Raw genomic sequence first — 24,260 nt, forward strand, 5'->3', positions numbered from 1 at the left:
TGCGGGAGCAGCAAGAGCGCCGATCGTCGGCCTTGCCGGCGGTGATCGTGAAGGCCCGGCGGCCGACGGCTCGTCAGTGACCGGATGAATCCTCGTGGCCGGCTGCAATCGGGACGCCCGACGGGCGACCGGTCACCACCAGGTTGCCGTCCGCGGTGCACCGCGCGAGGAGGCCGGTGCGGAGGTAGCCGTCGGTCGTGAAGGACTGGGCGTTGTGGTCGGGCGCCCGGTAGTAGCCTCGCACGGTGCATGGGCCGCGTGCGAGGAGCTCACCGGTCTCTCCCTCGGGCACGTCCTTGCCGTCGGCGTCGACGATGCGGATCTCGTCGTCGGGCGAGAGGGGACGGCCCTGGGTGGTGAGCACGGTCTCGTCCGGATCGGCGGGCCGGGTGAGAGTGAGCAGCCCCTCAGCCATGTCGAAGACCTGCTGAACACGGCACCCCAGTTCGGGGGCGATACGTTCCGCGATCGCCCGGTGCACGAGCTCGCCGCCGCCCACCTGTACGAGTCGCAGACTGCTCAAGTCAGCCTGGTCCGCGGCAAGTGCGTCGAGCCAGAGCTGTGCGACGGCGGGCACCACCGACGTGACCGTGACCCGCTCTCGTTCGATGACCGGAAAGCACGCGGCGGGCCCCGAGTTCTCGACCAGGACGACGGTGCCGCCCACGGAGAGAGTGCCGACGATGCCGGGGCAGCCGAAGGTGAAGTTGAACTCGGCTGGCAGCGCGGCGAGATACACGTCGTTCTCGGTGAGCGACACCAGCTCGGCGGCGGCCCGCGCCTGGTAGGCGTAGTCGTTGTGAGTGCGCGCAATGAGCTGGCGCGCCGGGGTGGCAGCGCCGGAGAGCAGGAAGAACGCCACCTGGTCGGCGCTCCGTGCAAGCGCCCGCTCGGGCGGGGCGTCGATGGAGCTCAGCGGAAAGTAGTGGCAGCCCGACGCATCGACCGTAAGGCCGCCGAGCGAGGACGCGGCTCCCGGCGCCTCGAGGCTGAACACCCTTCGCAGGAAGGGCCCTTGGGCCGCGATGTCCGCGACCATCGCCGTATGGTCGAATCCCTGGTGCGTCGAGGGGCCGACGTAGCCGACGGCCTGGGTGACGTGCACGACGTGGGACACCTCCGACGCGCGGAGCGAGACCGGGCAGAACACCGGGACCGCGCCGAGGCGCATCAGCGCGAACACGACGACGACGAACTCGGGAACGTTCGGCAGCTGCACGACGACCCGCTGCCCCGGCCTCAGACCGCGCAGCCGGAACCCGGCGGCCCTGCGGTCCACGCGCCGGTTCAGGTTCGCGTACGTGATGCGGGTGCCGCCGTGCACGAGCGCGGTCCGCGGCCCGTACTCCACGGCCCAGCCCCGCAGCAGGTTGTCCAGCGTATTGCCACGCCAGTGCCCGGTGGCCCAGTAGCGGTCGACGAACTCCTCGGGCCAGGGCGTGCAGCCGTCGGGCATGGATGTCATTCGCTTCCTTCTGTACCGGTTTCCGAACCGGGATCCTTACGGGTCGTGTCGCGCCGAAAGGGGGCGAGAGCCGGGACAGCGGAGATCCCGGCACATCGCCCCTCTTCGATCGGGTGGGGCGCAACCGCCGCCCTGTCCTTGGCAAGCCAATCCGCCAACACCCCCCATACGCAATGCGCTTTCCCGACGACGGACGCTGATTGCCCTCGGCGGAAGGTCCAATGAGCGTCGCTGACCAGGAGGAATGGGTGTACGAGACCTCAAGGCCCCCGCCCGTGTCCAGGCTCCCTGCCTCCGGCTCCCGGCCTCCGGCCTCCGGCTTCCGGCTTCCGGCTTCCGGAGGTACCGGCGCGTGACCGATCAGATGGAGTCCAGCGCCAGGCCCTTCGTCCTCGGGCCGAGGAGCCCCACGTTGAGGCACAGCAACACCATCAGTACGGCGGACCCTGCGAACACCGCGGTCGCGCCGAGGTCGTCGAGGACGGTCAGCGCGATGAACGGCAGGATGACGGAGACCAGCCGCGACAGCGAGTACGCGATGCCGATGGCACTGCTGCGCAGGTTGGTGGGGAAGATCTCGGCCTGGTAGACGTGGAACGCGTTGGAGAAGACGTTGCTGCAGATCGTCAGCAGGAAGCCGCTTCCCACGATCAGCCAGGCCGCGTCGGCGAACCCGAACAGCAGGCCGAAGCAGGCCTGGCCGAGGGCCGCGACGATGATGAGGGTGCGGCGCTCGAACCGCTCGATCAGCGGAATCGACAGGGCGGAACCCAGCGGGTAACCGCAGAAGCTGAGCGCCGCGTAGCCCAGTGAGGCGGTCGTCGAGTGGCCCTTGGCGGCGAGCACGACGGGAGCGAGGGAACCGAAACCGTAATAGCCGACGGTCTGCAGGACCTGGAAGATCCACCACATGACGGTGCGTCGGCGGTACGGCGGCTGGAACATCCTGCGCAGGGGAACCCTCACGACGGGGACCGCCTCGGCCTTGACCTCGGTCCCGGTCTCGGCCTTGGCCTCGGTCTCGGGCCTCGCCCCGGTCCCGGTCTCGGTCTTCGCCCCGGCCTTTCGCGGCGCGGGCACCTGGGCCGCGCCGGCGTTCGCCGGTTCGTTGAGTGTCTCGATGCGCGCGACGACAGCCTCGGCCTCCGCACGGCGTCCTCTGGCCTCCAGCCATCGCGGGGACTCGGGGAGAGCGCGCCTCATCCACTGGATGCAGAAGGCGCCGAACGCGCCGGCCACCAGCAGCCAGCGCCAGCCGGAGACCCCGGCGATCTCGTGCTCCGCCACCAGGCGCGCGCCGAGCAGTGCCGCCAGTGGCACACCGAGGAACCCGACGGTGTAGGCCCAGGCGATGTACCGTCCGCGCACGGCCGTCGGCAGCAGCTCGGACAGGTACGTGTCGACGAGCACGAGTTCGGCGCCGAGCCCGAGTCCCGCGAGGAACCGCGCCGCCACCAGCCAGTTCACGTCTGGCGCGGCGGCGCACAGCAGGGAGAACGCGGAGTACATGCCGAGGTTGACCAGGAACATCTGGCGTCGGCCGAAACGGTCGGCCAGGAGCGACATGACGTTGGCGCCGACGAACATCCCGAGGAACCCGGCGGCGATGATCCACGACTTCTGAGTGTGGCTCAGATGCCAGGGCTCGGCGAGCGCGGCGGCGAGCACCCCGCCGAGAAACACCTCGTAGAGGTCGAAGAAGGCACCGACACCGACTATCGCCGTCAGTCGTCGATGCCAGGGACCGGGGCGCAGGACCTCGAGGCGGCGGGACACCGAAGTGGGAGAGCCGGCGGTCGAGGGGGCGGTTTGCGTCATGTGCCTGTCAGCTCCTTTCAAGTGTCTGCAAGGTACATGCATGTGAGGCGATGTGACCACGGCCGCGGCATGGTCCGGCATCCGGACCCGCAGCTGCCGCGACAGTCGATGCGACTGAATACAGGGCTCAGGTTCCGGCACCGGGGAGGGAGATGGAGCGGAACATGTCCTCCCGGGATTCTTTCTGAATCAATGACCCGTAACCGAAAAAATACTGGCCGCCGGGAATCCTGATGGGATCGGACTCCCTGTTCTCGGCCTCCCCCGGGCCGTGCCGAATGGTGCAACCCGTGGCAGCAGCGCCAAGACCCAGGACGGCCATGCCTCCGATTATCCTGCGCCGCCCCAGCCCAGCCTCGTATGTCATGGCCATCATGCTCACGCCCCGGCAGCGGGGCGTCGAGAACGACGCGCAGAGCCTTCGGGTTGTTGTCCACGCGGCCGGGCCGGACCGCGGAGAGGCCGGTGGCTCACTCCCGCACGGCGCCGCTGAGCATGCCGCGGATGAACTGGCGCTGGAAGAACATGTAGAGCACGACGATCGGCACCGAGATCAGCACCGCACCGGCGGAGAGCAGGTTGTCCTGGACGGCGTACCGGGTGGAGAACGCGCCGAGGCCGAGGGTCATCGGCTGGTGCCCCGGGTCGGAGAGCATGATCAGGGACAGGAAGTAGTCGTTCCAGGTCCACATGAAGCTCAGCAGCACGAAGGTGATCACCGCCGGCTTGGCGATCGGCAGGTGGATGCGCCACAGCTGGGTCCAGGAGTTGGCGCCGTCGATCTCGGCGGACTCGGCGAGCGCGGGGGGCACGGCGCGGAAGGCGGCCCGCATCCAGAAGGCGCCGAAGCTCACCCCGAGCCCCGTGTGGGCGAGGATGATCCCCTCGTAGGTGTCGGTGAGGCCGTAGGCCAGGAAGTCGTAGTAGAGCGGCACGATGATGGTCTCCATCGGGACCATCAATCCGACCAGGAGCAGCGGGAAGAGCCACTTCTCGCCGGCCACCCCGAGGACGCCGAAGGCGTAGCCGCTCATCACCGCGAGCACGGTGGAGACGGCGACCACGCCGCCACTGATGATCAGGCTCGACTTCAGGTACTGAGTGAAGTCGGCCTGCGCCCAGGCGGTGGCGAAGTTGCCCCAGTGCGGGCTCGACAGATCCAGCGTTCCCGTGGTGTTGGGGCTGACCGCGACTCCGATGATCCAGGCGACCGGGAAGAGCACGCCGACGGCGACGGCCGTCAGGATCGCGTAGTTGAACACCTTTTCCTGGGTGGAGATCATCGGGACCTGTCCTCGGAGAGTTTGAGGATCACCAGCGCGACGGCCAGCGACACGGCGGCGAGGACGACGCCGACCGCGGCTGCCGTGCCGATGTCCGGGTTGGCGAACGCGCGCTGGTAGAGCACGATCGTCGGGGTGATGGTCGACGTCCCGGGCCCGCCCCTGGTGGTGAGCCAGACGATGTCGAAGACCCGGATGGCGCCGAGCGCGGAGAGGGTGAGGGCCACGGCGAGCTGGCCGCGCAGCCCCGGCAGCGTCACGGTGAAGAACTCCCGTACCGCGCCCGCGCCGTCGACCCGCACCGCGTCGTACAACTCGGTGGGGATCGACTGCGTGCCGGAGACGAAGAGCACCGTGCAGAGGCCGAACGCCGCCCAGGTCCCTGCGAGGCCCAGCGCGGGCAGCGCCCAGGTGTAGTCGCTGAGCCAGCCCCGTGCCAGGGCGTCAAGGCCGAAGGCGCGCAATATGGAGTTGACCGGGCCGTCGGGGGCGTAGATCCGCTTCCACACGATCGCGGTGACGGCGGGGGTGAGTACCTGTGGCAGGAAGAGCACCCATCGATAGACCGCGGCGCCGCGCACGTCCTTGCGGGAGGTCAGCGCGGCGGTGAGCAGGCCGAGAGTGATGGGCAGCACCGCGAAGAAGGCGATGAAGACGAGGGTGTGCTCGACCGCCTGGCGCAGCTGCGGATCGCTCAGGAATCCGGTGTAGTTGGAGAATCCGGCCCACGTGGCGGGGGTGACGCCGTCCCAGTGGAAGAGGGAGACGTATCCGCCCTGGACGGTCGGGACGATCACCACGAGGGCATAGACCGCGAGGGCCGGCGCCAGGTAGGCCAGGCCCAGCCAGGGCTTGCGCCGCTGGTAGGCGCGGCGGGTGGGGGCCGAGGAGCGCGTGGTGGCGGGTGCGGGGACGGTTCGGGGTCCCGCGGCCGGGTGCGCGTCGGTTGTCGCCATGGTCGCCTACTTCGCCTTCCGGGTCTTCTGGAACTGGGCGTAGTCGTCCTGGGCCGCCTTGACGACGTCGGCGGCCGACGCCTTTCCGGCGAGCAGGTCCGTCGTGTGCGTGTTCATGGTGTTCAGCAGCGTGGGGGTGGCCCAGTCGAAGTAGGGAACCGCTGAGTCGTTGTCGGAGACCTGTGCCGCGATCTTCACCTCGTCGGCGAGCAGCGGATCGTGGTCCGGGGGCAGTTCGGGCGTGGAGAGCATGGGCATGGATCCGACCTGCGTGGCGATTCTGGCCGCTTCGGGGCTCGCCATGAAGTTCAGGAAGGCGGCCGCAGCGTCGGGGTGTTTCGTCTTCGCTGCTATGGAGAAGTTGCTCGCGGCCGCGAACGTCACGACCGGATCGCCGCCGTGGGCGCGGGGCAGTACGAAGGAGCCCAGCTTCTTGCTGTCGCCCTGCTGCAGCGGCAGGGACCCGGAGTAGTCGAACCGGAACAGTGCCTTGCCGTCGACGAACGCCTGCGCCGCGTCCTGGCCGGGCACCGCGGCGAAGCCCTTGGTGAAGTACCCCTTGTCCGCCCACTCCTTGAGCTTGGTGACGGCCTCGGGAAAGCCCGTCCTGCCGACACTTGTGTCCCCGCGCGAGTAGGTGAAGTCGGCGATCGTGTCCCGGTCGCCGAAGGAGTTGATCAGGCTGAACAGAGGGGCCGTCACACCTCCCTGCTCAAGGTTGCCGACGGCGACGGGGGTGATACCGGCCGCCTTGGCCTTGCGCATGTTCTCTTCGAACTGACCGAGAGTCCGGGGTACATGGCCGCCGGTCCGCTTCAGCAGCGAGCGGTTGTAGTAGACCTCGATGGCGGAACCGCGGGCGATGGGGGCGCCGAAGAGCGAGCCGGTCCCCATCTCCTTGCCGTCGGGGGCGAAGCGGTGCTCCTCCTGGATGGAGGTGGGGAACGTCCTCTTCCAGCCGTAGGCCTCGGCGTAGGGGTCGAGGTCGAGCACGAGTCCGCCCTTGGCGAGGGTGCCGAGAGACTGCCAGCCGTTGTTCGCCGGGACGATGTCCGGAGGGTCGGCCGCCCGCAGCTTGAGTGGGAGGGACTTCATCACGTCGTCCCAGCTCTGCGCGGTGGCGTCCACGGTGATCTGCGGGTACTTGCGCTCGAAGGCGGTGACGATCCGTTTCATCCAGGCCTTGTCGGGCCCGCCGGCGAAGTAGTCGAGCACTCGTATCCGGGTCTTGCCCAGGGCGCCGGGGTCGGTGACCACCCTGTCCGCGCCCGCCTGGCCGACCGCCGTGCTGTTCGACATGCCGGGCACGCAACCCGAGAGCATGACGGCGGTGAGCGGTGCGGCCACAGCGCTGATCCACATTGATCCTTTGCGCGCGAACACGGCACCTCCTGTGGTCTCGTGGTGCGGGCGAGCATAAGAGCAGCAGACCAGTTAGTCCAGAGTTTGTTATCATGTCGCCGAGATGCGACCAGTGGCACCAGATATCGGGGAGGTGGCCCTCGTGCAGGCCGAGGAACCAGTGGTCCAGGAGCAGGCGGTGGGCGCGGCGGTCGCGCAGACCTACCGCAAGCTCGGGGAAGCCCTGCGCCGGGGATCGTTCCCCCCGGGAAGCCGCCTTCCCGGTGAGCGCGATCTCGCGACGAGCCTCGGAGTCAGCCGCTCCACGCTGCGCGTCGCCCTCGGGCTGCTCCACGACGAGGGCCGCCTCGAACGCTCCTCGCAGCGCGGCTGGTTCGTCACGCGTGAGGTGGTGGGGGAACCCCCGAGCACCCTGCAGAGCTTCACGGAGATGGCGCGGGCACGCGGGCTGACCGCGCAGGCCAGAGTCCTGCAGATGCGGGAGCGCCCGGCCACGTTCGAGGAGGCGGAGCGACTGCGGATCGCCCCGGCGGCGCGCGTGGTCGAGCTGCGCCGCCTTCGCTCGATGGACGACGTGCCGATCTGCCTCGATGTCAGCGTCGTCGCCAACGCCCCGGCGCTGGCCTCGCTCGACATGACGGACCGTTCGCTGTACGAGGCGCTGGAGCACGAGTGCGGGATCCGGATCGCTCGCAGCGCCTACACCGTGCGGGCGGACGCCGCCGACGAGCAGACCGCGGAACTGCTCGGCATCGATGCCGGGGCGCCCGTGCTCATCGGGGACGAGGTCGCCTACACGGCCGACGGAACCCCCGTCCTCGCCGGAGCGATGTCCTATCGCAGTGACGCCTACCGCTTCCAGGCCGACCTGTTCCGTCCCCTTTAGGGCGGCTCTGGGAGCGGCCCCGGGGCAGCAGCCTCCCCGGGCAGGCGTCAGGTGGCCAGGAACTCCTTGGGCGGCAAGGTCGCGGCGATCCGGTCGGTCACCGCAGGGGTGACGGGGATGCCGGACTCGCCCAGGGCGTCCAGAGCCGCGCCCGCGACCGGTGGGACGACCGCGCGATGCGGGACGACGCCCGGCACATGGCCATCGAGTTCGTCCAGCAGGGCATCGGCGACGGGCGAGTCGACGGCCATCAACACCGAGCCGGAGAGCACCACACTCACCTTCCCCGGGCCGTCCACGAGGCCGACCTTGCGCGCGGCCACGCCCGCGTACATCGCCAGGCGCCGCCCCTGCTCGCGCACGATGGCCCGCGCGACCTGGTCACCTGCCTCCGCCGCGGCCGTGACCACCCGCGCGGCCCGCGGCTTCTCCTGCCACGGAGCCGCGCCCTCACGGCGGGTGAACCAGCGGTTGAGCTCGAAGAGGCTGGGCTTGCCGAAGAACTCCAGCAACCCCTCGGCAAGCGACGTCCGCGGCCCGATCCCGAGGTCGGCGAGGTAGACCGCCTTGAGCGCCTCCTCGGCCAGACCAGCCGCGCCCATGGCGTGCTGGGGCCACCAGCCGAGGTCCCACACCGCGCCGCCGGGACCGCGCGCCGCGACGGCCGCGGCGGTGCCGGCGATGACCGCGACCCCCACCCCCGACGGCTCGCCGCAACGGATCGCGGCGTAGCCGTCGTTGAGGATCGAACGCCGGCGCAGCGTGGGGTACGCCTCGCTCAGCGCGGTGTCCCAGAACGCGCAGTCCTCCGGCCAGTCGACGCCGGCCAGGCGGAACGCCGCCCCGGCGATGCCGGCCATGCCGACACCCGCCCCGGCCAGCGCGTCCCCGACCGCCGCGGCCACCTCGGCCACGGCGTCGGACGACGTGGGCGCCCCGTAGATGTCACCGCAGCCCGAACGGCCGTGGCCGACGATCTCACCGGCGGCCGTGCACACCAGCGCGGCCGTCTTGCTGTTGCCGGCGTCCACACCGAGGTAGAGCTCTCCCATGGTTACGGCAGCAGCCTCTCCGGCAGCCACTGGCGCTGGGCCACCGCCATCTCGTCGTAGAGCGCCTCTGCCACCGTGAGCGACGGGACGAGCGGGTTGGCGGCCATGGCGCGGACGGCGTCGGCGCGGGTGCCGTCCCAGGCGGCCCTGGCGGCGAGGACCTGGTACTGGGCGAGGGCCTGAGTGATGCCCAGCACCGAGTTCGGCAGGGGGCGCTGCTGCTCGGGGTGGAAGCCCTTCGCGTCCACGGTGCCCCACACCTCGACGACGGTGGACTCGTCGAACCCGGGCAGAAATCGGCCGGTGTTGGGGATGTTGAACGGGAGCCGGGCGCCGGTGTCGTTGTAGAAGGCGCTGATCGCGTCGATGGCCAGCTCCAGCTCGTGGATGCCGCCGCGGGAGCGCGAGGGGTCCAGCTCCGGGGCCTCGGAGCCCGCCTGCTCGTGGTAGTGGTCCCAGTAACCGGGCAGCTCGGACAGGATGGTCTCGGAGCGCGTCATCGGCGACAACTGGAGCTCGCGCAGGCGGTCGTCGCGGAAGTAGTAGTAGAGGAAGTAGTCGGACGGAATGGACTCCATCGTGACGGCCAGGTGCAGCACCCGCTTGAGGTGCAGGTCGACGGTCGGGTCGTCCTTCACGGCCTTCCACCGCTCGCGCAGGATCGGGAAGACGTCCTCGCCGTCGTACGTCGCCTCGTTCGACCAGCAGTTGTGGTTGACGCCGACCAGATTGGCCTTGAGCTTGTCCGGGTCGAGGCCTGCCGCCCTGGCGACGACGGGCGGGAAGCAGATCGGCCCCTCGCAGAAGGAGACGATCGGGATGTCGGTGTTGTCCGCCACCGCCTGCGAGACGATGTTGACCGGGTTCGTGTAGTTGAAGATCCGCGCCCTGGGGGCGACCTGGGCGAGGTTCTCGCACAGCTGCTGCATGATCCGTACGGAGCGCAGCGACATCATCATCCCGCCGGGCCCTTGAGTCTCCTGGCCGATCACGCCGTGCTTGAGCGGGATCCGCTCGTCCAGCGCCCTGGCCTCGAAGCCGCCCGGCCGGAAGCTGGAGAGCACCGCGTCGACGTCGCGCAGCCCCTCACGCTGGTCGGTGGCGGTGGTGACGGTGATGTCCAGACCGGCGTTGCGGGCCATCTTCTCGGTGATCGTCTTCACGACCTCGAGACGGTCGGGGTCGAGATCGATCAGCACGAACTCGGAGCCGTCGAACTCCTCGCCGTGGTGCATGAACGAGGCCATCGTCCCGGGTGCGCGTGAGGAACCGCCACCGAGGTACGCGAGCTTGATGCGGGCCATCTCTCTCCTTGGGTGGGCTTGCCGTCAGCCGTGTGCGGCGGCGATGTCGAGGAAAAGCCTGGGCCGGGCGCAGTCACTGAGTACCGTGGCCGGCCAGTCGGGTCGGTAGCGGTCGGCCGCGACGAGACGCCGGGCGGTCAGGGCCTTGTCCGCTCCGTGGGCCACCATGACGGCGCGCGCGGACTGCTCCTTGATGGTGGCGACACCCACGGTCACGCCGTGGCGCGGCACTTCGTCGAGGCCGCCGAAGGTCGGGAACGTGGCCAGGTTGTCGCGTCGGGTCTGCTCGGCGAGCGGGGTGATGTGGGTACGGGTCGAGGCCGCGGTGCCCGGCGGGTTGAAGGCGATGTGCCCGTCGCCCGCGCCCGAGGCGAGGATGAACAGGTCGATGCCTCCGAGGTCGGCGATGCGCTTGTCGTACGCCTCCGGGTCAGCGGGGTCGGGCACCCAGAGCCGGTCGTGGTCGATCCCCCGCCCCGCGCCCACCGCGTCGTTGAGCCGCTGCACGATCTCCACCCGCCCGAAGCGCACGCACGAGTGGGGCAACGTCGGGTCGATGCGCCGGAAGGTGTCCGTGGCCTCGTCGCGCTGCAGGTACTCGTCCATCATGACGATCGTGACGTGACGCAGGTCCAGGGCGCGTCGGGCGGCCTCGTCGGCGAGTGCGCGGTAGGTGGACAGGGCACTGCGCCCGCCGGGGCAGCCGAGGACATACGGCCGCCCCTCTCGGGACGCCTCCCCGATCTCGTCAGCGATCTCCGCCGCGAGGGCGCGCCCCAGGGCCTCCGGGTCGTCGAACACGGTCGGCGATACGCGCACCAGGTCAGCTCCTCTGCATACCAGTTATGCCAGAGAGGCTAGCTCGGGCCGACTGGTCTGAACAAGAGGTTCTCGCGTTCGCGTAGGCCCGAACCCGTGGATGTCGTCCCGACCACCCGGTGGACGGCTCGGCATCGTCGAACGCCCGCCGGCCAGGCGCGATGGTGCGGACGGGCGCCGGGCGGTGAACGCCGGGCTGGGCAGCAACTGCGCGGTCGTTCGCCCGGCCATGCGTCCACCCGTCTTCCGGAACCGGCTGTGCACGCTGCCGGTGCTTGATGAACTGAGTGGATGAAGATCCTGCCCCCTCGCGCCCTGCGGGCTCTCGAACGGTTCAATGCCACCTACCCCTGGGATCACAACGCCCACTACCACCGCTGGATCCTCCGGCAGTTGCCGAGACGTTTCGACCGCGCCCTGGACGTCGGTTCAGGCAGCGGTGACCTTGCGAGGCTCCTGGCCGCACGTGCTGCCGTTGTCATGGCAGTCGATTCCGATCCGGAGATCTCCGCCCAGGCGCGGAAGCTGACTCCCGCCGCGCTTCCCGTGACCTTCACCGTGGCGGACGTGATGGCCGAGTTCCCTGCCGGCTCCTACGACGCCATCACGTGCGTCGCCGCGATCCACCACATGCCGTTCACCGAGGCTCTCACCTGCTTCCGCCGTCATCTGGCGCCGCGTGGGACCGTGGTCGTCGTCGGCCTGTGCCGCGCCCGGACCCCGGTGGACTACTTCCTCGGTATCGTCGCGATGCCGGCCAATGCCGCCACGGGCTGGCTGAAGAACAAGGGCCGCCCGTCACCCCGCCCCGTCTCCATGACGGCCCTGACTCGCGCAGCGGACATGACCTTTGACGACATCGTCCGGGAAACCAGAAGGGTCCTCCCTGGCGCGCGCCTGCGGCGACGGCTGTTCTGGCGCTACACACTCGTGTGGGATCACCCCTGAGCAGCCCGGGCCTTCTCCGACGGGCGCTGCGGGGGCTTTTGCGTCTCGGGGGTGAGTGTCCTGGCCGCGGGCACACGACTGCCTGCGCGCCTGGGCGCCGAACGACGGGCGGCACGCACCCGAAGGTCGGAACGGGGGACCAACCGCGTACCCGGCATGATCCGAACGAGCGGCTTCAGCCGTCGTGGCCGCCCATGCTCGACTGACGCACCACCAACTCCGGCTGCAGAAGCACGTGTTGATGCTGGTGATCCCTCGCCGCCGGACCTGTTTCCTCCAGCAGCAGCCCGGCGGCGATGGTTCCCAGGGTGAGAGCCGGCTGGCGCACCGATGTGAGCGGGACGGTCGCGGCCGCGGCGAACTCGATGTCGTCGTAGCCGACGAGCGCCATGTCCTCGGGGACCTTGACCCCTGCCGCGTACAGCGCCTGGAGGACACCGAGGGCGAGCAGATCGTTGGCGCAGAACACGGCGGTGGGACGGTCGGCCAGGCCGAGCAGGCGGGCGCCGGCGTCGCGGCCCGCGGCCACGTCCATGCGCTCGGTGGGCAGTTCGCGCAGGACGTCGAACGGCAGGCCGGCCTCGGACAGGGCCTGGAGGGCGCCGGTGCGCCGGTCCTGGACCTGTCTCAGGTGCGGCGGGCCGCTGACGAAGGCGATGCGGCGATGGCCCTGCGCGACGAGGTGGCGCAGGGCGAGCGCACCGCCCACCTCGTCGTCGACCGCCACCGAGCACCCTTCCTCGTCCCCGGTGACCCGGTCCACCACAACGTAGGGGATACCGTGTCGCCGGAAGTTCCGCAGGGTCTGCCCGCTGGGGTCGGCCGGTGCGATGAGGGCGCCGCGCACCCGCTGCTCGGCGAAGTGAGCGAGGTAGTCGGCCTCCTCGGCCGGGCTCTGGCCGCTGTTGCAGACCATCACTCCGAGCCCGGCATCGCGTGCCGCGCGCTCGGCTCCGCGGGCGATGTCGACGAAGAACGGGTTGGCCATGTCGAGGACGAGCAGCGAGATGATGCGGCTGCGTCCCGCCCGCAGCTGGCGGGCGTACTCACTGCGGACGTAGCCGAGCCGGGTGATGACTTCCTGGACGTTCCGGCGGGTGTGGGCCGAGACGCGATCGGGCTGGTTGAGGACGTTGGAGACCGTGCCTACGGAGACGCCTGCCTGCTGCGCCACGTCCTTGATGCCGACCGTCATGCCTTGCCCTCCACGTGCTCTGAACACTGCTCGTCCACACCGCCCCGCGCCTGCCGTCCGCTCAGGCGAGGTGGAAGATCTCGGAGAGCGGACGCATCGCGGCGTCGGGAGCCTGCTCGTCCAGGCCCTCGAAGAACGATCCCATCTCGGCCTGCCAGCGCGCGTTGACGTCGGTGGCGTCCATGGCGGCGCGCGCCGCGTCGAAGTCCTCGGTCTCCAGGTAGCCGACGAGCAGGCCGTCCTCGCGCAGGAAGAGGGAGTAGTTGTGCCATCCGGCGGCGGTCAGCGCGGCGCGCATCTCCTGCCACACATCCGCGTGACGCAGGCGGTACTCGTCGATCCGGTCGCTCTTGACCTTGAGCAGGAAGCAGACGCGCCGCATCCTCATCACCCTCGCATGTTCGTGGCATCGGGGCCGTCGCACATGGGTGTGACGGCCCCGACCCCTCTTGTGTACGTCTCAGGCCGGGTACGGCTCAGAACTTGAAGTTGTCGATGTTCGACTTGTCGAAGACGGTCGGCTTGCCGAGGGAGACCACACTGTCCTTGCCGATGGTGAACGATCCGAGGTCGCCGGCCTTGAACGTCTCGCCCTGCTTGCCGGTGATCTGGCCCGACTCCAGGGCCACGGCGGTGTGCGCGGCGAGCGCGCCGAGCGCGGCCGGGTCCCACAGCTCGAAGGCCTCCACGGTGCCGTTCTTGACGTAGGCGCGCATGTCGTTGGGGGTACCGAGGCCGGTCAGCTTCACCTTGCCCTTGTACTTGGAGCCGGACAGGTACTGGGCGGCGGCCTTGATGCCGACGGTGGTCGGGGAGATGATCCCCTTCAGCTTCGGGTGCTCCTGGAGCAGGCCCTGGGTCTGCTGGAACGACTTCTGGGCGTCGTCGTCCCCGTAGGCCGTCGTGACGAGCTTGATGTCCTTGTATGCGGGCTTCTTCAGCTCGTCCTTCATGTAGTCGATCCACGTGTTCTGATTGGTGGCCGTCTGGGCCGCGGAGAGAATCGCGATCTCGCCCTTGCCGCCGATCTGCTTGGCCATCTGCTGCACCTGGGTGCGACCGAGGTCCTCGGCACTGGCCTGGGAGACGAACACGTTGCGGCAGTCGGCCTTGGTGTCGGAGTCGTACGTGACGACGCTGACGCCGTTCTTCATCGCCTGCTTGAGCGCTGTGCACAGGGCGCCCGGGTCCTGCGCGGACACGGCGATGGCGTCCGACTGCTGCTGGGTGAGGGTGTTGACGTAGGAGACCTGGCCGGAGGTGTCGGTGCCGCTGCTGGTGCCGACCTCCTTGTACGTCGAGCCCAGCTGTTGCACCGCCTTCTTGCCGCCGTTGTCCGCCACTGTGAAGTAGGGGTTGTTGACCTGCTTGGGCAGGAAGGCGACCGTGAGGCCCTTCTTGGTGGCCGCGTTCGGGTCCGCCTTGCCCGCGGCTGCGGACTTGGCGGCGTCCTTGTCGGCGTCGGCCTTGGTGGTGCCGCCGCAGGCGGTGGCCCCGAGGGCGAGGGCGGTGGTGACGGCGAGCGCCATGCCGAGCCGGCGGGTTCTGGCGGTGCTGCTGAGAGACATGAGGTCCTGCCTTTACGGAGTACGACGGTGTACAGCGGTGGACGGAACGGGTGTCGGCTGCTCTACGAGGTGGCGGGCGCCGCCGAAGGAGGCGACGTCGCCGCCGTCTTCTTCCTGGCCCTGGACTGAGCGAGCTGCCGGCCGACACGCGGGGCGAGCACGGAGATCACCAACAGGACGCCGGTGACGAGGATCTGGGACTGGGCGGAGACATTGACGAGGCTCATCACGTTCTGCAGCGTGCCGAGCAGGAACACACCGGCGATGGCGCCGCCGAGCGTGCCCTTGCCGCCGTCGAAGTCGATCCCGCCGAGCAACACCGCGGCGATGACGGAGAGTTCGAGGCCGCTCGCGTTGTCGTAACGGGCGCTGGCGTAGTGCAGGGTCCAGAAGACGCCGGTGAGCGCGGACAGCAGGCCGGTCGTCACGAACATCGACAGCTTGAGCCGCTTGACGCGGATGCCGGCGAATCGTGCGGCCTCCTCGCCGGCGCCGATCGCGAAGAGCGAGCGGCCGACCGGCGTGCCGTGCAGAACGACCACGGCGATGGCGAGCAGCACGACGAACGGGAGGGCGGAGTACGGGATGAAGGTGTCGCCGAAGCGGCCGGCACCGAAGTCCAGGTACTGGGAGGGGAAGTCGGTGACCGAGTCGGAGCCGAGGACGATCTGGGCGATGCCGCGGTAGGCGGCCATGGTGCCGATCGTGACGGCGAGGGACGGCAGGCCGAGACGGGTCACGAGCAGACCGTTGATCAGGCCGCAGACGACACCCAGTACGAGGCAGATCGGGATGATCGTCTCGATGGCCATGCCGTGGTTCCACAGCGCGCCCATCACGGCGCCGGACAGGCCGACCGTCGAGCCCACCGAAAGATCGACCTCACCGGAGACGACGAGCATCGTCATCGGGAGCGCGATGAGCGCGATCGGGAGCGCGTTGCCGATCAGGAACGACACGTTGAGCGCGTTGCCGAAGTTGTCGACGAACGAGAACGAGAACAGCAGCAGGAGAACGAGCAGGACGCCGACCGCGGTGTCCCAGCGGACCGCTCCGCCCAGACCACGGCGGGCTGTGGGCTTGGGAGCCGTGATGTCAGTCATGGCGGGCACTCCTCATCTGTGCGGCCTGCTTGCGCAGCACTGCGGCGACGCGCAGCGCCAGGATCCGGTCCACGGCGATGGCCAGCAGCAACAGGAGACCGTTGATCGCGGTGACCCAGACGGAGCTGACACCGAGAGCAGGCAGGACGCTGTTGATGGAGGTCAGCAGCAGCGCGCCGAGTGCCGCGCCGTACACGGTCCCCGCGCCGCCGGTGAAGGCGACGCCGCCGACGACGACGGCGCTCACGACGGTGAGTTCGTAGCCGTTGCCGGTCGCGGAGTCGACGTTGCCGAACCGCGCCAGGTACAGGGCGCCGGCCAGACCCGCGAGCGCGCCGCACAGGACGTACGCGGTCATGATGCGCTTGCGGACCGGAACACCCGCCAGATTGGCGGCTTCGGGGCTGGAGCCGAGCGCGTACATGTCGCGGCCGCTGCGGTAGCTGCGGAGGTAGTAGCCCACACAGAGCAGCACGGCGACGGCCAGCAGCGCCAGGTAGGGCACGACCGAGATCCCGTTGGTGCCGAAGTCGACGAAGCCGCCCGGCAGGCCGTCCGCGGTGATCTGCCGGGAGCCGACCCAGATGGAGTCGATGCCGCGCACCACGTACAGCGTGCCGAGGGTGACGACGAGGGCGGGCACCTTGCCGAGGCTGACGAGCGCGCCGTTCAGCGCGCCGAAGACGGCGCCGAGCGCGACGGCCAGGAGCACGGCGACCAGCGAGTTCCCGCCGCTCTGCAGGTAGTTGCCCGCGGCGAAGGCGGAGATGCCGAGCACCGAGCCGACGGACAGGTCGACGTTGCGGGTGATGACGACGACGGCCTGGCCTGTGGCGACGAGGACGAGGATCGTCGAGTTCAGAAGCAGGTCTTTGACGCCCTGCTCGGACAGGAATTCGCCATTGGACATCTGCGTGGCGAGGAGCATCACGACGAGGACGACGGCGACGGCCAGTTCGCGGGCCTTGAACACCTTGTCGATGAACCGCCGCGACGCGGTGGGCGGCGGTACGGATTCGCTCCGCACGGGCTGGGCGGTCATGGTCACGCGGCCGCGCTCCCTTCCTTCGTACGGCCGGTGGCGGCAGCCATCACGGTCTCCTCGGTGGCCTCGGCCCGGGGGATCTCGGCGGTGAGCCGGCCCTCGTGCATCACCAGCACCCGATCGGCCATGCCGAGGATCTCCGGCAGGTCGGAGGAGATCATGAGGACGGCGACACCCTCGGCGGCGAGCGACGACAACAGTCGGTGCACCTCGGCCTTCGTCCCGACGTCGATCCCCCTCGTCGGCTCGTCCACGATCAGCACCTGCGGCCCGGTGGCGAGCCACTTGGCCAGCACGACCTTCTGCTGGTTGCCACCGGAGAGCGTGCCGACGACATCGGCGAGACGCGCGTACTTGACCTGGAGCTTCACGGCCCAGTCGACGCTGCGGCTGCGCTCGGCCTTGCGGTTCATGAGGCCTGCGCGCGTGGTCTCGGCGAACCCGGTCAGACCGATGTTCCGCTCGATGGACATGTCCATCACGAGCCCCTGGGCGCGGCGGTCCTCGGGCACGAGGGCCAGTCCTGCGGCCATGGCCACACTGGGTGCGCCCGGCTTGAGCCTGGTGCCGAGCACCTCGACCTCGCCGCCGTCGAATCGGTCCACGCCGAACACGGCGCGGGCCACCTCACTGCGACCGGCTCCCACGAGCCCCGCGAGGCCGACGATCTCACCTCGCCGCACGTCGAAGGAGACGTCGGTGAAGACTCCCTCGCGGGTCAGCCTGCGCACCTGCAGGGCGACTTCGCCGGCCTCGGTCTCCTGCTTGGGGTAGAGCTCGTCGAGGTCGCGGCCGACCATGCGGCGCACGAGGTCGTCCTCGGTCAGCCCTTCCAGCGGTTCACTCCCGATCAGGGCGCCGTCGCGCAGGGTGGTGACACGTTGGCAGAGCGCGAAGATCTCCTCCAGACGGTGCGAGATGAACAGCACGGCGGCGCCCTGCTCGCGCAGCGTCCTGACGACGCCGAACAGGCGGGCGACCTCGCTGCCGGTGAGCGCCGCGGTCGGCTCGTCCATGATCAGGACGCGCGCGTCGAAGGACAGCGCCTTGGCGATCTCGACGAGCTGCTGGTCGGCGATGGACAGGCCGCGCGCCGGCTGGTCCGGGTCGAGGTCGACGCCGAGCCGCGCGAACAGATCGGCAGCGGCCTGCTTGACCGCCCTGTGATCCACACGGTTCAGAGATCGCCTGGGCTGGCGGCCCATGAAGATGTTCTCGGCGACGGACAGGTCGGGGAAGAGCGTCGGCTCCTGATAGATGACCGCGACGCCGGCGTCCCGCGCATCGGCGGGGCCGTGGAACTCGACCGGCGCGCCGTCGAGCAGGACCGTTCCGGTGTCGGGGCGGTGCACCCCGGCGAGGGCCTTGATCAGTGTCGACTTGCCCGCTCCGTTCTCGCCCGCCAGGGCGTGCGCCTCGCCGGCGTACAGACGCAGCGAGACACCGCGCAGGGCGCGCACGGCACCGAAGGATTTGCTCACCTCCTCCAGCGCGAGCACCGGAGTCGTCTCCGGTTCAGGATGCGTCATTGCGTGTCTCCATGGGTGTGCCCGGACGTGTGCCGAGGTGGTGCCGCGGCGGGCTGTGTCGGACCCGCGCCGACCGCTGCCGCATGTGCCACCCGGCGTGAAATGTTTCAGTGGGGTTGCCCGGAAGCTAGTCCCACCCGCCGTACCGGTCAAGAGGTGGATCCGGTTCCCGCCGCCCACCGACGGCCTCTGCGGTGCGCCCAATAGGCGTTGACCTGCCGCGTCTTCCGCGCACTCAGCGGCCTGGATTCTCGAACGACACGATTCAGTAACTCGGACCGGAGTGTCGTCCCCTCACGTCAGGACCTTGACGGCCCCTCATGGGGGCGTTAATTTCTCCCCACCGAATGAATCGATTCACATTCGTGCCCATAGCGTCACCCCATGGTCTCGATTCCTGCGCTCGTCGGCCCCGCTTCCGGGCCATGCACACTCCCCCAGTCATCCAGAGGTGGACATGCCTGACATCACTGCCGTGAAGGCCGCACTCGCCAACCAGCGGATCGAGACGCCGTCCTGGGGCTACGGCAACTCCGGCACCCGGTTCAAGGTGTTCGCCCAGGCCGGGGTACCCCGCACACCCCGCGAGAAGCTGGACGACGCGGCGAAGGTGCACGAGTTCACCGGCATCGCCCCCAAGGTCTCGCTGCACATTCCCTGGGACACCGTCGACGACTACACGGCACTCGCGGTGTACGCGAAGGAGCGCGGCGTCGAGCTCGGCGCCATCAACTCCAACACCTTCCAGGACGACGACTACAAACTGGGCAGCGTCTGTCACCCGGATCCGAAGGTGCGCCGCAAGGCCGTGGGCCATCTCCTGGAATGCGTCGACATCATGGACGCGACGGGGTCGAAGGACCTCAAGCTGTGGTTCGCCGACGGCACCAACTACCCCGGCCAGGACGACATCGTGGCCCGCCAGGACCGCCTCGCGGAATCCCTCGCCACCGTCTACGAGCGGCTCGGCGACGACCAGCGGATGCTCCTGGAGTACAAGTTCTTCGAGCCGGCCTTCTACACGACGGACGTGCCGGACTGGGGCACCTCGTACCTGCAGTGCATGAAGCTCGGCGAGCGCGCCCAGGTCGTCGTGGACACCGGCCACCACGCGCCGGGCACCAACATCGAGTACATCGTGGCGCTGCTGCTGCGCGAGGGGAAGCTCGGCGGCTTCGACTTCAACTCCCGCTTCTACGCCGACGACGACCTGATGGTCGGCTCCGCCGACCCCTTCCAGCTCTTCCGCATCCTGCACGAGGTCGCCAAGAACGGCGGCTTCGCCCCGGAGACGAACGTCGCGTTCATGCTCGACCAGTGCCACAACATCGAGGCGAAGATCCCGGCGGTCATCAGGTCGGTGATGAATGTGCAGGAGGCCACGGCCAAGGCACTGCTCGTCGACCTCGACGCGCTGCGGGATGCGCAGGCCGCAGGTGACGTGCTCGCCTCCAACGCGGTGCTGATGGACGCGTACAACACCGACGTCCGGCCGTTGCTGGCCGAGTGGCGCGGTGAGCGGGGGCTGCACCCCGACCCGGTGGCCGGGTACGCCGCGTCCGGGTGGCAGGAGCGCATCGTGGCCGAGCGGGTGGGTGGCGACCAGGCCGGCTGGGGGGCCTGACCCGGCTTTCACCCAGTCATCGACGACTCTCAACCCTTTAGGAAACCTCATGGCTACGCATCCTGAAGTCGCCGCGCTGCTCGCCCGCTCCAACCGGCTCGGCGCCGATCCCCGCAACACCAACTACGCCGGCGGCAACACCTCCGCCAAGGGCACCGAGACCGACCCGGTCACAGGCGGTGACGTCGAGCTGATGTGGGTCAAGGGCTCGGGTGGTGACCTGGGCACCCTCGAGGAGGCCGGACTCGCCGTACTGCGGCTCGACCGGCTGCGGGCGCTCACCGGCGTCTACCCGGGCGTGGAACGCGAGGACGAGATGGTCGCGGCGTTCGACTACTGCCTGCACGGCAGGGGCGGCGCCGCCCCCTCCATCGACACCGCCATGCATGGCCTGGTGGACGCGGCCCACGTCGACCATCTGCATCCCGACTCCGGGATCGCGCTGGCCTGCGCCGCGGACGGCGAGAAGCTGACCGCCGAGTGCTTCGGCGAGAAGGTCGTCTGGGTGCCGTGGCGGCGTCCCGGCTTCCAGCTCGGCCTGGACATCGCGGCGATCAAGGAAGCGAACCCGCAGGCGATCGGCTGCGTGCTCGGCGGCCACGGCGTCACCGCGTGGGGCGACACCGCCGAGGAGTGCGAGGCGAACTCCCTGTTCATCATCCGCACCGCCGAGACGTTCCTCGCCGACCGTGGCAAGGCCGAGCCCTTCGGCCCGGTCATCGAGGGGTACGCGGCCCTGGGCGCAGCCCGGCGCCGCGCACGGGCTGCCCACCTCGCCCCCCTCATCCGCGGGCTGGTATCCACCGACCGTCCGCAGGTCGGCCACTTCGACGACTCCGAGGCCGTGCTCGACTTCCTGGCGAGCGCCGAGCACCCCCGGCTGGCCGCACTCGGCACCTCATGCCCCGACCACTTCCTGCGGACCAAGGTGCGCCCGCTCGTCCTCGACCTGCCGCCCACGGCCGAACTCGACACGGTCGAGGCCCGGCTGCGGGAACTGCACGCCGCCTACCGCGACGAGTACGCCGCCTACTACCAGCGGCACGCCGGCTCCGACTCCCCCGCGATGCGTGGCGCGGACCCGGCCGTCGTGCTCGTCCCCGGCGTCGGCATGTTCAGCTTCGGCAAGGACAAGCAGACGGCGCGCGTCGCGGGCGAGTTCTACCTCAACGCCATCAACGTCATGCGCGGCGCCGAGGCGGTCTCCACGTACGCGCCGATCGAGGAGTCCGAGAAGTTCCGCATCGAGTACTGGTCCCTCGAGGAGGCCAAGCTCCAGCGGATGCCGAAGCCCAAGGCCCTGGCCACTCGCGTGGCCCTGGTCACCGGTGGCGGTTCCGGCATCGGCAAGGCGATCGCCCGGCGACTCGCCGCCGAAGGCGCCTGCGTGGTGATCGCCGACCTGAACGCCGAGAATGCCGCCGCCGTCGCGCGGGAGCTGGGCGGCCCGGACAAGGCGATCGCGGTGACGGTCGACGTCACCTCGGAGGACCAGATCGCCCAGGCCTTCACGGAGGCGGCGCTCGCCTTCGGCGGCGTGGACCTGGTCGTCAACAACGCGGGCATCTCCATCTCCAAGCCGCTCCTGGAGACGACGGCCAAGGACTGGGATCTCCAGCACGCCATCATGGCCCGCGGCTCCTTCCTCGTCTCCCGGGAGGCGGCGCGGGTGATGCGGGCGCAGGGCATGGGCGGTGACATCGTCTACATCGCGTCCAAGAACGCGGTGTTCGCCGGTCCCAACAACGTCGCCTACTCCGCGACCAAGGCCGACCAGGCCCACCAGGTCCGCCTCCTTGCCGCCGAGTTGGGCGAGCACGGCATCCGCGTCAACGGCGTCAACCCCGACGGTGTCGTGCGCGGCTCCGGCATCTTCGCGGGCGGCTGGGGCGCGCAGCGCGCGGCGACGTACGGCATCGAAGAGGAGAAGCTGGGCGAGTTCTACGCCCAGCGCACCCTCCTCAAGCGCGAGGTCCTCCCGGAACACGTGGCGAATGCCGTCTTCACCCTCACGGGCGGGGACCTGACCCACACGACGGGCCTCCACATTCCGGTGGACGCGGGTGTCGCCGCCGCGTTCCTGCGGTGACACCCGAGGGGCGCCGGGCGACCAGCGCCCCTCCAGGAGCGCGGGGATCCGCCGGACCGGCCCGGGACAGCCCGAACCCGCCTCCGTACACCCACTGACACGGCGCAAAGGCGAACCACATGCACAACACTCCCTACGCCGCGGTGGACCTGGGGGCCACCAGCGGCCGGGTCATTCTGGGCCGCGTAGGCCCGAACACTCTCGACCTCACCGAGGCGCACAGGTTCCCCAATGCTCCCGTCCAGCTGCCGGACGGGCTGCGTTGGGACGTTCTCGCCCTCTACCGGAGCGTCCTCGACGGCCTGCGCGCCGCCGGACAGGTCACCTCGATCGGCATCGACACCTGGGCCGTCGACTACGGCCTCCTGGACGCGGACGGCGCTCTGCTGGGTCACCCGTTCCACTACCGCGACACTCGCACCGAAGGCGTCGCGGCCCGCGCGGTGTGGCCCAGGATCGGGTCGGCCGAGCTGTATCAGGTCACCGGGCTCCAACACCTCCCGTTCACCACCGTGTACCAGCTGGCCGCCAGCGCGGGCAGCGCTCAAGTCGGCGCCGCCCGCACCCTGCTGATGATCCCCGACCTGCTGATCCACTGGCTGACGGGCTCCATCGGCGCGGAGGAGACCAACGCCTCCACCACCGGTCTGTTCGACGCGCGGACCGGCACCTGGGCCGGCCACATCCTGGACCGGCTCTCGCTGGACCCGGGGCTGCTGCCGCCGCTGCGCGCGCCCGGCGACCCTGCCGGCGCGCTCCTTCCGCACGTCGCCGAGTACACGGGGCTGTCCGCCGGCACCCCCGTGGTCACGGTCGCCTCGCACGACACGGCCTCGGCCGTCGCCGCCGTCCCGGCCACGACCGACGACTTCGCGTACATCTCGTGCGGTACATGGTCCCTGGCGGGGCTGGAGCTCGACGAGCCGGTCCTGACCGAGACATCGCGCGCCGCGAACTTCACCAACGAGCGCGGCATCGACGGCACCATCCGCTATCTGCGCAACATCATGGGCCTGTGGCTGCTGGAGGAGTGCCGCCGCACGTGGACGCTGCACGGCCTTCCCACCGATCTCCCCACCCTGCTCGCCGATGCCGCCCGCGCCGAGCCGTTCGCCGCGCTCGTCGACGCGCAGGCACCGGAGTTCCTGGCCCCCGGCGACATGCCCGAGCGTATCCGCGCCTACTGCCGCCGCACCGGTCAGCGAGTACCCGACAGCCAGGGTGCCCTGGTCCGCTGCATCCTGGAATCGCTGGCCCTGGCCCACCGCACCGTCCTGCGCCAGGCCTCCGCACTCGCCGACCGCGACATCAGTCACGTCCATCTGGTGGGCGGCGGGTCCCGCAACGAGCTGCTCTGCCAGCTCACCGCCGACGCCACCGGCCTCCCCGTGATCGCCGGCCCCGCCGAAGCGACGGCGCTCGGCAACATCCTCGTACAGGCCCGAGCCCATGGACGCGTCGGCGACCTGCCCGCGATGCGCCGTCTCATCGCCGACACCCAGGAGCTGCGCCACTACACACCGAGCGGCGACGGCGCGTCCTGGGCGACGGCCACCTCCCGCCTCCCCACCACGAAGGAGTCGTGATGCGTGTCGCCCTCTTCGCCACGTGCGTGAACGACGCCGTCCACCCCTCCACGGCCATCGCCACCGTCCAGCTCCTCGAACGCCTCGGCGTAGAGGTCGACTTCCCCGCCGCGCAGACCTGCTGCGGCCAGCCTCAGTTCAACACCGGCTACCGTCGCGACACCGAGCCCCTGGTCCGCCGCATGGGCCGCGCCTTCGAGGGCTACGACTATGTGGTCACCCCGTCGGGCTCCTGCGCGGCGATGGTCCGCGACAACTATCCGCGGATCGCCGCGAAGGGCACCGACCCCCGGCTCACCCGGGTCGCGGACTCCCTGGTCCCGCGCATGTACGAGCTGACCGAGTTCCTGATCGACGTACTGAAGGTGACCGACGTGGGCGCGTACTTCCCGCACACGGTGACGTACCACCCTTCCTGTCACGGTCTGCGCATGCTGGGCCTGGGCGACCGACCCACCCAACTCCTCGCGGCGGTCAGGGGACTTGAGCTGATCGAGCTGCCGGGTGCGGCGGAGTGCTGCGGGTTCGGCGGTACCTTCGCCGTGAAGAACGCGGACGTGTCGGCGGCGATGGGCGAGGACAAGGTCCGCAACGCCGCCTCGACCGGCGCCGACGTGCTGTGCGCGGC

At 69.8% G+C, this 24,260-nt stretch carries 20 protein-coding genes; 6 read left to right on the forward strand and 14 right to left on the reverse strand.

Going from position 1 to position 24,260, the window contains the following annotated elements:
• Window positions 1–73: 73 nt before the first annotated feature.
• The 5 genes from ACFC96_RS41595 to ACFC96_RS41615 all read right to left on the reverse strand — a co-directional run bounded on the left by ACFC96_RS41595 (window position 74) and on the right by ACFC96_RS41615 (window position 6,884).
• Window positions 74–1,465 (reverse strand): (2,3-dihydroxybenzoyl)adenylate synthase, encoded by a 1,392-nt coding sequence (locus tag ACFC96_RS41595; RefSeq protein ID WP_376617643.1) that lies wholly within the window; start codon window positions 1,463–1,465, stop codon window positions 74–76.
• 360 nt (window positions 1,466–1,825) lie between these two features.
• Complete coding sequence (locus ACFC96_RS41600; protein WP_376617645.1) at window positions 1,826–3,283, reverse strand: MFS transporter; 1,458 nt, start codon at window positions 3,281–3,283, stop codon at window positions 1,826–1,828.
• A 470-nt stretch (window positions 3,284–3,753) separates the two neighbouring features.
• Window positions 3,754–4,566 (reverse strand): carbohydrate ABC transporter permease, encoded by an 813-nt coding sequence (locus ACFC96_RS41605; protein WP_376617647.1) that lies wholly within the window; start codon window positions 4,564–4,566, stop codon window positions 3,754–3,756.
• Window positions 4,563–5,522, reverse strand: a complete 960-nt coding sequence (locus tag ACFC96_RS41610) for a carbohydrate ABC transporter permease (protein ID WP_376226273.1) — start codon at window positions 5,520–5,522, stop codon at window positions 4,563–4,565. The genes ACFC96_RS41605 and ACFC96_RS41610 overlap by 4 nt, the downstream gene beginning before the upstream one ends.
• A gap of 6 nt (window positions 5,523–5,528) precedes the next feature.
• Window positions 5,529–6,884 carry an extracellular solute-binding protein gene (locus tag ACFC96_RS41615; RefSeq protein WP_376617649.1) on the reverse strand — a complete coding sequence of 452 codons (1,356 nt, stop codon included), beginning with the start codon at window positions 6,882–6,884 and terminating at the stop codon, window positions 5,529–5,531.
• Between the two features lie 103 nt (window positions 6,885–6,987).
• Between ACFC96_RS41615 and ACFC96_RS41620 the strand changes: the two genes are divergently transcribed.
• The gene (locus tag ACFC96_RS41620) at window positions 6,988–7,770 is read left to right on the forward strand and encodes a GntR family transcriptional regulator (RefSeq protein ID WP_376617651.1); all 783 of its coding nucleotides are present in this window, start codon (window positions 6,988–6,990) and stop codon (window positions 7,768–7,770) included.
• A 47-nt stretch (window positions 7,771–7,817) separates the two neighbouring features.
• Here the strand turns inward: ACFC96_RS41620 and ACFC96_RS41625 are convergent, their stop codons facing one another.
• From ACFC96_RS41625 to ACFC96_RS41635, 3 genes are read right to left on the reverse strand one after another with little or no spacing between them, the layout of a single operon-like run.
• Window positions 7,818–8,822: a BadF/BadG/BcrA/BcrD ATPase family protein gene (locus ACFC96_RS41625; protein ID WP_376259657.1), complete on the reverse strand. Its 1,005-nt coding sequence runs from the start codon at window positions 8,820–8,822 to the stop codon at window positions 7,818–7,820.
• A 2-nt stretch (window positions 8,823–8,824) separates the two neighbouring features.
• Window positions 8,825–10,126, reverse strand: a complete 1,302-nt coding sequence (locus ACFC96_RS41630) for a hypothetical protein (RefSeq protein ID WP_340459475.1) — start codon at window positions 10,124–10,126, stop codon at window positions 8,825–8,827.
• A gap of 24 nt (window positions 10,127–10,150) precedes the next feature.
• On the reverse strand, window positions 10,151–10,945 hold the full coding sequence (locus tag ACFC96_RS41635) for a 6-phosphogluconolactonase (RefSeq protein WP_376226934.1): 795 nt from the start codon (window positions 10,943–10,945) through the stop codon (window positions 10,151–10,153).
• Window positions 10,946–11,236: 291 nt separating this feature from the next.
• Between ACFC96_RS41635 and ACFC96_RS41640 the strand changes: the two genes are divergently transcribed.
• On the forward strand, window positions 11,237–11,893 hold the full coding sequence (locus ACFC96_RS41640; RefSeq protein ID WP_376617653.1) for a class I SAM-dependent methyltransferase: 657 nt from the start codon (window positions 11,237–11,239) through the stop codon (window positions 11,891–11,893).
• Between the two features lie 175 nt (window positions 11,894–12,068).
• Here ACFC96_RS41640 and ACFC96_RS41645 read toward each other — a convergent pair whose 3' ends face one another.
• The 6 genes from ACFC96_RS41645 to ACFC96_RS41670 all read right to left on the reverse strand — a co-directional run bounded on the left by ACFC96_RS41645 (window position 12,069) and on the right by ACFC96_RS41670 (window position 18,333).
• Window positions 12,069–13,088 carry a LacI family DNA-binding transcriptional regulator gene (locus tag ACFC96_RS41645; protein WP_376259651.1) on the reverse strand — a complete coding sequence of 340 codons (1,020 nt, stop codon included), beginning with the start codon at window positions 13,086–13,088 and terminating at the stop codon, window positions 12,069–12,071.
• A 61-nt stretch (window positions 13,089–13,149) separates the two neighbouring features.
• Window positions 13,150–13,470 carry an L-rhamnose mutarotase gene (locus tag ACFC96_RS41650; RefSeq protein WP_376617655.1) on the reverse strand — a complete coding sequence of 107 codons (321 nt, stop codon included), beginning with the start codon at window positions 13,468–13,470 and terminating at the stop codon, window positions 13,150–13,152.
• 94 nt (window positions 13,471–13,564) lie between these two features.
• On the reverse strand, window positions 13,565–14,656 hold the full coding sequence (gene rhaS / locus ACFC96_RS41655) for a rhamnose ABC transporter substrate-binding protein (protein ID WP_376617657.1): 1,092 nt from the start codon (window positions 14,654–14,656) through the stop codon (window positions 13,565–13,567).
• A 62-nt stretch (window positions 14,657–14,718) separates the two neighbouring features.
• Window positions 14,719–15,759, reverse strand: a complete 1,041-nt coding sequence (locus tag ACFC96_RS41660; RefSeq protein WP_376225692.1) for an ABC transporter permease — start codon at window positions 15,757–15,759, stop codon at window positions 14,719–14,721.
• Window positions 15,752–16,807 (reverse strand): ABC transporter permease, encoded by a 1,056-nt coding sequence (locus ACFC96_RS41665; protein ID WP_376617659.1) that lies wholly within the window; start codon window positions 16,805–16,807, stop codon window positions 15,752–15,754. The genes ACFC96_RS41660 and ACFC96_RS41665 overlap by 8 nt, the downstream gene beginning before the upstream one ends.
• Complete coding sequence (locus tag ACFC96_RS41670) at window positions 16,804–18,333, reverse strand: sugar ABC transporter ATP-binding protein (protein WP_340458803.1); 1,530 nt, start codon at window positions 18,331–18,333, stop codon at window positions 16,804–16,806. Before ACFC96_RS41670 ends, ACFC96_RS41665 begins: the two co-directional genes overlap by 4 nt.
• Before the next feature lie 457 nt (window positions 18,334–18,790).
• On the opposite strand from ACFC96_RS41670, the gene rhaI reads away from it, so the two are divergent.
• The 4 genes from rhaI to ACFC96_RS41690 form a co-directional block, all read left to right on the forward strand.
• Window positions 18,791–19,957 (forward strand): L-rhamnose isomerase, encoded by a 1,167-nt coding sequence (gene rhaI / locus ACFC96_RS41675; RefSeq protein ID WP_340458804.1) that lies wholly within the window; start codon window positions 18,791–18,793, stop codon window positions 19,955–19,957.
• Window positions 19,958–20,006: 49 nt separating this feature from the next.
• The gene (locus tag ACFC96_RS41680; RefSeq protein WP_376617662.1) at window positions 20,007–22,046 is read left to right on the forward strand and encodes a bifunctional aldolase/short-chain dehydrogenase; all 2,040 of its coding nucleotides are present in this window, start codon (window positions 20,007–20,009) and stop codon (window positions 22,044–22,046) included.
• Between the two features lie 119 nt (window positions 22,047–22,165).
• Window positions 22,166–23,632, forward strand: coding sequence for a rhamnulokinase family protein (locus ACFC96_RS41685; RefSeq protein WP_376617664.1), 1,467 nt, complete (start codon window positions 22,166–22,168; stop codon window positions 23,630–23,632).
• The coding region (locus ACFC96_RS41690) for a (Fe-S)-binding protein (protein ID WP_376617666.1) at window positions 23,632–24,260 on the forward strand (629 nt) is incomplete at its 3' end. The genes ACFC96_RS41685 and ACFC96_RS41690, both read left to right, overlap by 1 nt.

Origin of the sequence: Streptomyces sp. NPDC055955 (assembly GCF_042270245.1) — a bacterium.
GTDB lineage: Bacteria > Actinomycetota > Actinomycetes > Streptomycetales > Streptomycetaceae > Streptomyces.

Bases quoted from the DNA above. Each gene is read 5' to 3' on its own strand.
- ACFC96_RS41620 (WP_376617651.1), top strand. From the start codon at position 6,988: ATGCGACCAGTGGCACCAGATATCGGGGAGGTGGCCCTCGTGCAGGCC.
- ACFC96_RS41670 (WP_340458803.1), bottom strand. From the start codon at position 18,333: ATGACGCATCCTGAACCGGAGACGACTCCGGTGCTCGCGCTGGAGGAG.
- ACFC96_RS41610 (WP_376226273.1), bottom strand. From the start codon at position 5,522: ATGGCGACAACCGACGCGCACCCGGCCGCGGGACCCCGAACCGTCCCC.
- ACFC96_RS41650 (WP_376617655.1), bottom strand. From the start codon at position 13,470: ATGCGGCGCGTCTGCTTCCTGCTCAAGGTCAAGAGCGACCGGATCGAC.
- rhaS (WP_376617657.1), bottom strand. From the start codon at position 14,656: ATGTCTCTCAGCAGCACCGCCAGAACCCGCCGGCTCGGCATGGCGCTC.
- ACFC96_RS41600 (WP_376617645.1), bottom strand. From the start codon at position 3,283: ATGACGCAAACCGCCCCCTCGACCGCCGGCTCTCCCACTTCGGTGTCC.
- rhaI (WP_340458804.1), top strand. From the start codon at position 18,791: ATGCCTGACATCACTGCCGTGAAGGCCGCACTCGCCAACCAGCGGATC.
- ACFC96_RS41680 (WP_376617662.1), top strand. From the start codon at position 20,007: ATGGCTACGCATCCTGAAGTCGCCGCGCTGCTCGCCCGCTCCAACCGG.
- ACFC96_RS41630 (WP_340459475.1), bottom strand. From the start codon at position 10,126: ATGGCCCGCATCAAGCTCGCGTACCTCGGTGGCGGTTCCTCACGCGCA.
- ACFC96_RS41640 (WP_376617653.1), top strand. From the start codon at position 11,237: ATGAAGATCCTGCCCCCTCGCGCCCTGCGGGCTCTCGAACGGTTCAAT.
- ACFC96_RS41625 (WP_376259657.1), bottom strand. From the start codon at position 8,822: ATGGGAGAGCTCTACCTCGGTGTGGACGCCGGCAACAGCAAGACGGCC.
- ACFC96_RS41660 (WP_376225692.1), bottom strand. From the start codon at position 15,759: ATGACTGACATCACGGCTCCCAAGCCCACAGCCCGCCGTGGTCTGGGC.
- ACFC96_RS41595 (WP_376617643.1), bottom strand. From the start codon at position 1,465: ATGACATCCATGCCCGACGGCTGCACGCCCTGGCCCGAGGAGTTCGTC.
- ACFC96_RS41645 (WP_376259651.1), bottom strand. From the start codon at position 13,088: ATGACGGTCGGCATCAAGGACGTGGCGCAGCAGGCAGGCGTCTCCGTA.
- ACFC96_RS41605 (WP_376617647.1), bottom strand. From the start codon at position 4,566: ATGATCTCCACCCAGGAAAAGGTGTTCAACTACGCGATCCTGACGGCC.
- ACFC96_RS41685 (WP_376617664.1), top strand. From the start codon at position 22,166: ATGCACAACACTCCCTACGCCGCGGTGGACCTGGGGGCCACCAGCGGC.
- ACFC96_RS41615 (WP_376617649.1), bottom strand. From the start codon at position 6,884: ATGTGGATCAGCGCTGTGGCCGCACCGCTCACCGCCGTCATGCTCTCG.